5 protein-coding genes and 1 pseudogene are annotated in these 11,109 nt (G+C 44.1%); 4 read left to right on the plus strand and 2 right to left on the minus strand.

What is annotated here, in order from left to right:
- Positions 1-25: 25 nt before the first annotated feature.
- Positions 26-1,318, minus strand: coding sequence for an adenylosuccinate synthase (locus NF418_RS05460; protein WP_002937782.1), 1,293 nt, complete (start codon positions 1,316-1,318; stop codon positions 26-28).
- Between the two features lie 363 nt (positions 1,319-1,681).
- Here NF418_RS05460 and gshAB point away from each other — a divergent pair, with 363 nt between their 5' ends.
- Entirely contained in the window at positions 1,682-3,922 is a 2,241-nt protein-coding gene (gene gshAB, locus NF418_RS05465; protein WP_256778758.1) for a bifunctional glutamate--cysteine ligase GshA/glutathione synthetase GshB, read from the plus strand.
- Between the two features lie 620 nt (positions 3,923-4,542).
- On the opposite strand, the gene NF418_RS05470 is transcribed toward gshAB, so the two are convergent.
- Positions 4,543-8,496, minus strand: coding sequence for a mucin-binding protein (locus NF418_RS05470; protein ID WP_256778759.1), 3,954 nt, complete (start codon positions 8,494-8,496; stop codon positions 4,543-4,545).
- A gap of 252 nt (positions 8,497-8,748) precedes the next feature.
- On the opposite strand from NF418_RS05470, the gene hslO reads away from it, so the two are divergent.
- From hslO to NF418_RS05485, 3 genes and pseudogenes are all read left to right on the plus strand, one after another.
- A complete protein-coding gene (gene hslO / locus NF418_RS05475) occupies positions 8,749-9,615 on the plus strand; it encodes an Hsp33 family molecular chaperone HslO (protein ID WP_256778760.1) in 867 nt (288 codons plus the stop codon).
- Positions 9,608-10,612 (plus strand): tRNA dihydrouridine synthase DusB, encoded by a 1,005-nt coding sequence (gene dusB, locus NF418_RS05480; RefSeq protein WP_256778761.1) that lies wholly within the window; start codon positions 9,608-9,610, stop codon positions 10,610-10,612. Before hslO ends, dusB begins: the two co-directional genes overlap by 8 nt.
- A 320-nt stretch (positions 10,613-10,932) precedes the next feature.
- A pseudogene (locus tag NF418_RS05485) lies at positions 10,933-11,109 on the plus strand (IS110 family transposase); the annotation flags it as partial.

Here is an 11,109-nt window from a genome sequence, read left to right on the forward strand (position 1 = left end):
AACTCTCGTTCAGCCTTTATCCATCTTATTTTGCACTCCACACACTCTCAAGGATGTTGGTCTGTTCACGACCAGGTCCTACTGAGAAAGTTGAAATACGAACGCCGACCAATTCGCTGATGCGACGAACATAGTTGCGAGCCGCTTCTGGCAATTCATCCAGGCTACGTACACCTGTGATGTCTTCTGACCAACCTGGCATTTCTTCGTAGATTGGTTTGCAACGTTTGAGCTGTTCCAAGCTTGCTGGGTAGTGGTCAATACGCTCACCATCCAAGTCATAAGCCACGCAGATTTTCAACGTTTCAAGACCTGACAAGACATCAATCGAGTTGAGGGACAAGTTGGTAATACCTGACACACGGCGGCTATGGCGCATCACCACTGAGTCAAACCAACCGACACGGCGTGGACGGCCTGTTGTCGTGCCGTATTCTTTACCGATTTCGCGGATACGGTCTCCGATTTCATCGTGCAATTCAGTCGGGAATGGTCCGTCACCAACACGGCTAGTGTAGGCCTTACATACACCAACTACCTTGTCAATCTTGCTTGGACCCACACCGCTACCGATAGTCACACCACCTGCAACTGGGTTCGAAGAAGTAACGAATGGATAGGTACCTTGGTCAATATCCAACATAACCCCTTGCGCGCCTTCAAACAAGACACGTTTGCCTTGGTCGAGGGCATCGTTCAAGATAACAGAGGTATCTGTTACGTATTTCTTGATTTCTTGACCATAAGCGTAGTATTCTTCAAAGATTTCATCAAACTCAATCGGAGTTGATTCATACATTTTCTCAAACAAACGGTTTTTCTCAGCCAAGTTTGTTCTCAAACGCTCTGCAAAAATCTCCTTGTCCAAGAGGTCTGCAATACGGATACCGACACGAGCTGCCTTGTCCATGTAAGCAGGGCCGATACCCTTGTTGGTTGTTCCAATCTTGTTCTCACCTTTGGATTCTTCCTGCAACTGGTCCAATTTGATGTGATAAGGCAAGATGACGTGTGCGCGGTCTGAAATACGCAAATTATCTGTCGTCACACCTGAATCGTGGAGGTAGTTGATTTCCTTCACCAAAGATTTTGGATTGACAACTACGCCATTTCCGATAACCGAAATCTTTTCTGGGAAGAAAATTCCAGACGGAATCAAGTGCAACTTATACTTGGTGCCGTCGATAACGATAGTATGTCCTGCATTATCTCCACCTTGATAGCGCGCGATTACTTCAGCATTAGCAGACAAGAAGTCTGTAATTTTACCCTTACCTTCATCGCCCCATTGGGTTCCTACAACAACTACTGATGTCATATTCACTCTTTCTCTGAACTGGCTGTCCAGCCCAGCCTTTCTTCTACTTCTGGCAGGAATCTCACCTGCAAGTTTCGTTTTACAATCTATTATACCAAAAAACGAACATTTTTTCAAGAATTACCCATGTCTCCGAATATATCAGACGTTCTTCATGTCAATTGCTTTTTTATACCAAAAAAACACGAACAACGCCTTGTGCCAGACATATTTAACATTGTTTTTGATAGGAATTTCCGAAGCCTACTACCTTTCCTTTTAGAAACTGTATTTTTTCCTTCAAAACGTAGCAGAAATTTGTATTTGTTTTATAAACTGGATAAAATTGGAGTAGATATTAATCAGAAATTGGACGAATTGCTTATGTTACAGAAATTATCCCCAAACAGCCCTATCCTCCAAGCCACCTTTGGTTTGGAACGGGAATCCTTACGAATAAATAGCGACAACCGCGTTGCTCAAACGCCCCACCCTGAAACATTGGGTTCACGCAGTTTTCACCCCTATATCCAGACCGATTACAGCGAGCCACAACTAGAACTGATTACCCCTGTGGCTCATTCGACCAAAGAAGCCCGCCGTTTCCTCGGAGCTATCACGGATGTGGCTATTCGGTCTATGGACAAGAGCGAGTACCTCTGGCCCCTGTCCATGCCACCTGTGATTTCAGAAAATGAGATTCAGATTGCCCAGCTGGAGAGCGACTACGAGTACCAGTACCGTGTCGGTCTGGCGGAACGCTACGGCAAGCTACTTCAATCCATGTCAGGCATTCACTACAATTTTGAGTTAGGTAAAGACCTGACCCAACAACTCTTTGCAGTCAGTGGGTATGACGACCTCATCACCTTCAAAAACGCCCTCTATCTCAAGCTGGCCCAGAATTTCTTACGCTACCGTTGGCTCTTGACCTACCTCTACGGAGCTAGCAGTCTGGCTGAAAAAGGATTTTTGACAGATGAAATTGGCTGCGTGCGATCCATTCGCAACTCCAACTACGGCTATGTCAACGCCCCCGATGTCCACATCTCCTTCTCTTCCTTGGAGCAATACGTGACTGACATCGAGCAGGCGGTGGCTAGCGGTCAGTTGTCTGCTGAAAAGGAATTTTACTCGGCTGTCCGCCTCCGCGGTGCCAAGACCAGTCGTGACTTTTTAACCAAGGGCATTACCTACCTGGAGTTCCGCAACTTCGACCTCAATCCCTTTGAGCCTCTGGCCATTAGCCAAGAGACCCTTGACACCACCCACCTCTTTGCCCTGGCTCTACTTTGGCTTGAGGATATGGAGCAGGTTGATAAGGAACTTGAGGCAGCTTCGGAACTCAACAACCGCATCGCCCTCAGCCATCCCCACACCCCCCTACCAGCAGAGGCAGATGTCAGCCCTATCCTGACCGCCATGAAGGCTATCGTTCAGCATTTCGGATTGGACGACTACTACAGCCAGCTCATCGCTCAAGTGGAGGCAGCTCTTCAAGACCCACGCTTGACCCTTTCTGGAAAAATAGCAGAGCAGGTTGAAGACGGGTCTTTGGAACTATTTGGCCAACAGCAAGGCAAGACTTTCCATGACTACGCTTGGACAGTCCCTTACGCCCTCAAGGGCTATGAAAACATGGAGCTCTCCACCCAGATGATTCTCTTTGACGCCATTCAGCTGGGCTTACATGTCGAGATTTTGGATGAAGAAGACCAGTTTCTCAAGCTCTGGCATGGTGACCATGTTGAGTACATCAAAAATGGCAACATGACCTCCAAGGATAACTACGTCATTCCTCTGGCCATGGCCAACAAGGTGGTGACCAAGAAGATTCTGGACCAGGCTGGCTTCCCAGTGCCTGCGGGAGCTGAATTTGCTAACAAGGAAGATGCCCTGCGGTATTACGGACAAGTAGCCAGCTCTGCTATTGTTGTCAAACCAAAATCCACCAACTTCGGCCTAGGCATCTCTATCTTCCAAGAGCCTGCAAGCCTTGCAGACTATGAAAAAGCCCTTGATATCGCCTTTTCGGAAGATAGCCATGTGCTCGTGGAGGAATTCGTGGCGGGAACCGAGTATCGCTTCTTCGTTCTGGACGGCAAGTGCGAGGCTGTCCTGCTCCGCGTGGCAGCCAATGTCGTTGGGGATGGACAGTCAACCATCCGAGAGTTAGTGGACCAAAAAAACCAAGATCCACTGCGAGGGCGTGACCACCGTTCACCGCTTGAAATCATCAATCTAGGCGACATCGAACTACTTATGTTGGAGCAACAAGGCTACATGCCCGATACAGTTTTGCCAGAGGGCCTTCAAGCCTTTCTGCGTGGCAATTCCAATATCTCAACCGGTGGCGACTCCATTGACATGACCGACCAGATGGACGAGTCCTACAAGCAACTGGCCGCTGATATGGCGACTGCTATGGGAGCTTGGGCTTGCGGTGTGGACTTGATTATCCCAGACCGCACCAAGCCAGCCAGCAAGGACGAGCCAAACTGCACCTGTATCGAGCTTAACTTTAACCCTGCCATGTACCTACACACCTATACCTACGCAGGACCTGGTCAGAATATTACACCTAAAATTTTGAGGAAGTTGTTTCCAGAAATTTCATACCTTTAATGATATAACCCCTTGCTTATGCATAATTGTGTACTTTAGTTTTCGGATAAGGTGCTGAGGCGCAGATTACCATTATAGAATAGGTACAGTGGTTGGAAATATGGCATGCGAAACAAGGCACTTCCGAAGAGTCGGGCAAACCGAAAGTGGCTGGGCAAAAAGTCCAAAGCCACTTCTCAGAGTTCGTGTCAACATCTCAGCGCAGTGGTTGATTGGCAGATTTGTTCGTGTTTCACACTCCAAATCTGACCTAATCAACTGTGCGGGGGTGGGAAGACGAACTCTTCTATGAATGGTCGAGTTCTTTCCCACTCCCGATAATCTGGTTAATCTTTTATTATTCCTACAAAGCATATTTCGTAGTTTGAATTAAGATAAGGACTGGTTTTAGTGTCAGAATCCAGCTACCAAAATTGCTCCAGAATTCTCAAATTTATGAACTTAGTTTTGTCCTGTTTCTAATAATACTTGCTATATTTGAACTTTCACTCAAAAACCCTCCAGAGGCCATATTACCTTTGGAGGGTTTTAATTTTAATTTCTTCTACCTTGGTTACGAAGAACAGGTAGAGAAAACTAGACTAGCATTTGAAGAAAAGACACAAGTACATTCATACATCTTAATCTTCTAACAAGGCACGAACTTTCCGTCTGATTCTTGCAAGGAAACCTTCATTTTCCTCAGTTACTGTAACTTTCTCAGAAGAAATAGCTTTGTCTGACTGAATAGATTTTTCTGAATGTTGACCAATTTGTTCTGTCTTTACTTTAGTCTCACGGATAGGTTCCTCAATTTGTGCTGGCTCCCCTCCTTGAAGAGACTTATGGATGTATTGTCCGAGTACTTCTTCAGAGGTGAAGATATGCTTAGGTGTTGTATTCCCTTGAATAGTTTCAGTATATAAAACATCACCTGTTGCCTTATTGATAACATTAACAACAACTTCCTGAATACGCGGTGTGTAACGAACTCGCTCAACACTATCACCCATATTGACTGAAACATTAGCCAAACTTGGAATAATTTCCTGACTAGCTTGGAATCCTTCAATAATCGGACTCATAACTTCATCAAAGATAGGATAGTAACTATACCAGTCCCCATATTGAACAGTTCCTGTTACCATATTTACCTTGGCTTGACGCTCAAAATGGACATAGCTTTCAGAACTTGGAGCTGCTTCCTGACCATCAGTAAAGACATACTGAACTGTTCGCTTCAATTGGTATGAAACATCAAACAAGCTCAAACCTGGAATAGTCTTCAATTTCTGAACAATTTCTTGCTCTGGAATTGTTGAAAACTTGCTCTGGATATCCTCTAATTGAACAGTTACGAAATGCGGACGAAGATGAATTTCAACTAGGTTATCATCTGTGCTTTCCAATCTGAATTGTTCTGGAACAATTGTTTCAACTAACTCATACCCTTGATTTGTATAATGAGCTATCAGATTATCCAATGAATAGCCTAATTTTTCACCGGCACGAACCACAAACTGGGCTGTTTCAAGTACTTTCTCAGCATGAATATCTTCAACTGTAACATTAAATCGATACGGTACTTCATAATAGGTGATAACATGATGAATACGTTTTGCGGCACCATCCAATTTAATTTTCAATGAAGAAACTTGATTCTTATCAACTTCATAACCTTGAAGAACAGGTGATTCAATTGCATCGAAGTATTTTTTATCTGACTTCCACTGCCCATAAGTGACTTCAGAAGTTACCAGATTAACAACTGCCTCACGATAAACTATACATTCCTGAACAATCGATTCACTAGCTGTTTCTTGATTATCATAAACATAGTCGATATGACGAATCACTTTGTATGATAATGAAGTCTTATCCAAACCTCTTGGCCAAACGAAGATTTCACCATCTGCAAGCTCCAAGACACTATAGGCTTCCTTAGGTTCTTCCCATGTAACTACAGTTGTTCGTTCACTAACAGAAATATGGAACTCTTGAACTTTTTCTGTAACAACTAAATAATCTGGACACTTGTTTTCAACAATATCATAACCAATCAAACCATTAGCTGCCAAACGTTTTTGTGGAACGTAGTGGATTTTTTCACCGACACGCCCAACAATCTCATCAACAAATACTTTGCTATTGTCCGCAGAATTATGATAATAAACTGTAATTTGTTGAGGATTATGTTGATAAACAACCGTAACAACCTGAGAGGTAGTATCCGAAGTAATTTCTTGTTCGCCTACTTTTTCCACCTGTGGTTTGTAACCTGCAACATTTGGTGATTCAACTTCTGGGAAGGTATCTGTTTGACCAGTCCATTCCCCGTAAGAAATTCGACCTGTTGGAAGGGACACGTTGGCTTTACGGGTCAAAACAACTTCTTGTTCAACAGCAGGTGCAATTTCTACACCAGCATCATTACAGAATTGAATTTTTCGAACAACTACTTTTTGAAGATTCTTGGCTTCAACACCTTTAGGCCAAGACAAACGTTTAAATCCATCAATACCTGCATTTGCTTTTTTAGCAGTTTCAACAGTCAATACCTTAACGATTGGACGGACATACACACTAACTTGATTGTCTGCACCAACTTCTAAAGAGTAATCTTTGATTAACTCATATCCTTTTTCGTAAATAGGAGCCAGTAAACCGTCAATTTCGTTTTTCAGGTCCGCCTCATCCTTGCTATAAGTCATACGCTCAGCTAAGACAATGGCTGTCCCTTCTTTGTAGATACGCAACCAGTATGGTTTCTTCACTGCAACATAACGAACAACATGGTCAATGTCAAATGATGACGGTTCGATATGGGTAACAGCCGGCACTACTGTCTGATGACTGTAGTAACCATCGACTTGCTCAACAACAACCTCAGGCAGAATTTTCTTGGCCGCATGCCAATCTGAATATTCAATATGACCAGAAACCAAATTCACTTTTGCTTCGCGAACAAACAAGACACTATCTCTATCCGGACGCTTCACTTCTGAATTATCTTCTGCCAAATAGCGAATTGTACGAGTTACTGATCGGTTCAGATCTGCTTCTGAAACCCCTGCTGGCCATTTTGCGCCACGACCAGTTTTTTCAACATAGGTACCAGCTTCCTTCGGATACTTATGTCGAACAGTAACAATCTTAGGACGCATAGTAAATGTAAACAACTGACGTTGCTCTGACTGGTAGCCAAAATTACCACTCTCAGGGAAATCACTCTTAACCAGTTCATAACCATTCTGATAAAGTTCTTGTAGCTTTGTATCTGGTTTAAAGTTCAGCGTTTCTCCACTACGTCCAATCAATTCCGTACGGTATAAGAGAACATTCTGAGCTTGATCTATAAAATGAACTTCCGCCTTCTGAATCGTTCTTGTATAAACAATAATTTCTGAACGATCCTGACTGTTATGCGAAATACCGGTCCATTCTGGAATGTAAGACGGCTTGCCTCGATAACCTTCAATCTCAGGTGCCGGGAATGCTGGCAAGGTTTCTCTATCCGATTCCCACGGACTGTATAGCAACTCACCTGTGACCAAATTATAGACAACACTGCGTTCAAATACAATGCTTTGAACAAAGGTTTTCTGTGCTAGGGAACCATCTTCGTGTTTGAAGAAAATCTTACGAGTAACCTTACGCTCAATATCGTTATGACCTAAGCCTTTTGGCCAAACAGGACTCTCTTTGATATCTGGGTAAATTTTTGAACCAACCTTAGGAAGCTGATCAACTGTATCAAAAACCAGTACTTTTGGTTTTACTTTTACAGTAAATGTTCGCTCATCCTTGGAACTGAAACGGTGGCCCTCGATAAAATCGTTCGAAACTATTTCATAACCCAAAACAGCATATTTCTGTAGCAAACGAACAATAGGATATTTGACTGGCTCACCGGTACGACCTACATAGGTATCAGTAAATAGCTCCTCATTGGTTTCAAGATCAATTACACGCAGATGAACACGGCATTTAATACCACGATACTGAACAACAACCGTCTGATTTTCTTTTGAAAAATCTACTTGTTCCAAGGCCGCAACTCGTTCTTCTGTCGCTTCATATCCATTTATTTTAGGCACATCGACAGCTTTAAATCCTTGCGAAGTAGACAGTGGCTGCCAGTCTAAATACGAAACCGTTCCTTGGGCATGATTGACAATAGCGGAGCGACCAATACGAACTTCTTGTACAATTGCAGAAGCTAGGTCTTCTCCATCTTTATCTTGGAACAAAATCGTACGTTTTACGCTACGTACCAGGTCCTTCTCAGAAACACCAGCTGGCCAAGATAATTTTTTAGAAAATGGAACATTATCTCCTTTTTTCCGTGATGCTGTCGGAAATACAATACTTTCTTTTTCACGTACAAATAGATAGTGTTCTTTAGCATTGCCAGCAAAAAATGACGGACTGATCATATCTTCAACGATCTCATAGCCTTTGTCCAACAATTCCTGCTTCTTCTGTTTCAAATTAAATTTCTTCTTAGTAGGGTATTTTTCTTTTAAAATTTCTTCTTGAGTGCCTACTAGAATATAGCTAATTAGCTTTGTAGTTCTCTCTTCCAAAGTGGTCACCTATTTTTCCTATCTATCTAATATTCTACCCTTTATAATAGCATATTTTCTCTCAAAAAAAAAGTAGTTTATCCCTGTAAATCACGTCATTATTTACTAATATTTCATTTTTCTACATTTGCATCCGATCCTGTCTTTATAACTAAAGTGAAAATGTGAAACTGTGCTATCCAATACAATATTAGCACTAATAATAACTAGTTCAGCTCATTTTCTTCCCCCTCCCTCTCCACTTGTGCTATAATAATCCTTATGGATAAAATTATTAAGACACTATCAAAAAGCGGGCATTTCCGTGCCTTTGTGCTGGACAGCACAGAAACCGTCAAAACAGCCCAAGAAAAACACGATACCATGGCGTCATCCACCGTTGCTCTGGGGCGCACCCTCATTGCCAATCAGATTTTGGCTGCCAATGAAAAAGGCGACACCAAGATTACCCTGAAAATCTTAGCTAGCGGTGCTGTTGGGGCTATCATCTCCGTTGCCAATACCAAAGGTCAGGTCAAGGGCTACATTCAAAATCCAGACTTGGACTACAAACGGACAGCGACTGGTGAAGTCATCGTTGGACCTCTTGTGGGCAATGGCCAATTCCTAGTCATCACAGACTACGGAACAGGCCACCCTTACAATTCCATGACCCCCTTGATTTCGGGTGAAATCGGTGAAGACTTTGCCTATTTCTTGACGGATAGTCAGCAGACACCGTCTGCGGTGGGGCTGAACGTCTTGTTGGACGAAGAAGACAAGGTCAAGGTAGCTGGCGGATTCTTGTTGCAAGTTTTACCAGGTGCGACTGAGGCTGAAATTGCCCGTTTCGAGAAACGCATCCAAGAAATGCCTGCCATTTCGAGCTTACTGGCTTCTGAAAACCACATAGAAGCTCTGCTATCCGCCATTTATGGCGACGACGACTTCAAACGTCTGTCAGAAGAAGAAATCGGTTTTGTCTGCGACTGCTCTAAGGACCGCTTCCTCGATGCTCTGGCCAGTCTGCCAAAATCGGACCTGCAAGAGATGAAAGAGGAAGACAAGGGCGTGGACATCACCTGCCAATTCTGCCAGACCCATTACCACTTTGACGAAAACGATTTGGAGGAACTCATCAATGGCTAATCTCAATACCCCTTTCATGATTGGTGATGTGGAAATCCCCAATCGCTGCGTGCTGGCCCCAATGGCTGGCGTGACCAACTCGGCCTTCCGCACCATTGCCAAAGAAATGGGTGCAGGACTGGTCGTTATGGAAATGATTTCAGAAAAAGGCCTTCTCTACAACAACGAGAAGACCCTTCATATGCTCCATATCGACGACAACGAATACCCGATGTCTATCCAGCTTTTTGGTGGCGACGCTGAAGGACTGAAACGAGCTGCCGACTTCATCCAGACCAACACCAAGGCTAATATCGTAGATATCAACATGGGCTGCCCTGTCAACAAGGTCGTCAAAAACGAAGCTGGTGCCAAGTGGCTCAAGGACCCCGACAAGATTTACCACATCATCAAGGAAGTGACCTCGGTCCTCGATATTCCCTTGACTGTTAAAATGCGGACGGGTTGGAACAATACCGACCTAGCGGTCGAAAACGCCCTGGCCGCAGAAAGTGCCGGTGTATCTGCCCTAGCCATGCACGGACGGACCCGCGAGCAGATGTACACAGGAACCGTTGACCTAGAGACCTTGACCAAGGTGGCTGGCAGCCTGACCAAGATTCCCTTCATCGCAAACGGCGACATCCGCAATGTAGAAGATGCCCGCCAGCGAATCGAGGAAGTCGGTGCTGATGCTGTCATGGTCGGACGAACTGCTATGGGAAATCCTTACATCTTCAACCAAATCAACCACTATCTCGAAACAGGAGAAGTCCTGCCCGACCTCTCCTTTGACGACAAACTCAATGTCGCCTTCGACCACCTGACCCGATTGACCAATCTCAAGGGCGAGTCAGTTGCCGTCCGCGAATTCCGTGGTCTTGCTCCCCACTATCTCCGTGGCTCAGCAGGTGCAGCCAAAATCCGTGGAGCCGTTGCCAAGGCAGAAACCATTGAGCAGGTCCAAGAGCTCTTTGACCAGGCACGAGAAGCCTATCAAGAACGGATCACTAAGTAATACTCTTCGAAAATCAAACCCAGTCGTTGTTGACTTGATTTGATGAGCGGGAGCGGGAAAGAACTCGACTGGTCAAAAACATACTAAGATTAGTAGTGAGGAAATCTCCGACGGGAGAGAGTACTCACTACTTTTTCTTTATGATAAAGTAGAGGTGTCTTGTTAAGTCGAGAACTCTTTTGACGCTAGACGTCGCATCAAAAACTGGCAAGGCACCTGTTTTAGAAAGAATGTTATCAAAGTATGTGGGACGCCTGACGTCGAGTATTGAAAATGACATCACTAAAACAAGGAATCATTCAAGACAAAGAGGTAATATCATGCGTGCAGTTTTTGGGATTGATGTGAGTAAGGCAAGTTCAGAAGTGAACATTCTAGTCAATGGTGAGAAAGTTCATGGCTATACCATGTCCAATGACGCCTTAGGCTTTGCTCGGCTACTTGGCGATTTGAAAACCGTCCATAAGCCAGAAATCATCTTTGAAGCAACAGGTGTC

The sequence above is a fragment of the Streptococcus suis genome, from assembly GCF_024509555.1.
Taxonomy (GTDB): Bacteria; Bacillota; Bacilli; order Lactobacillales; family Streptococcaceae; genus Streptococcus; species Streptococcus suis_AD.

What these genes read in the sequence shown, in the direction of transcription:
- gshAB (WP_256778758.1), top strand. Translation starts at nt 1,682, where the DNA reads ATGTTACAGAAATTATCCCCAAACAGCCCTATCCTCCAAGCCACCTTT.
- dusB (WP_256778761.1), top strand. Translation starts at nt 9,608, where the DNA reads ATGGCTAATCTCAATACCCCTTTCATGATTGGTGATGTGGAAATCCCC.
- hslO (WP_256778760.1), top strand. Translation starts at nt 8,749, where the DNA reads ATGGATAAAATTATTAAGACACTATCAAAAAGCGGGCATTTCCGTGCC.
- NF418_RS05460 (WP_002937782.1), bottom strand. Translation starts at nt 1,318, where the DNA reads ATGACATCAGTAGTTGTTGTAGGAACCCAATGGGGCGATGAAGGTAAG.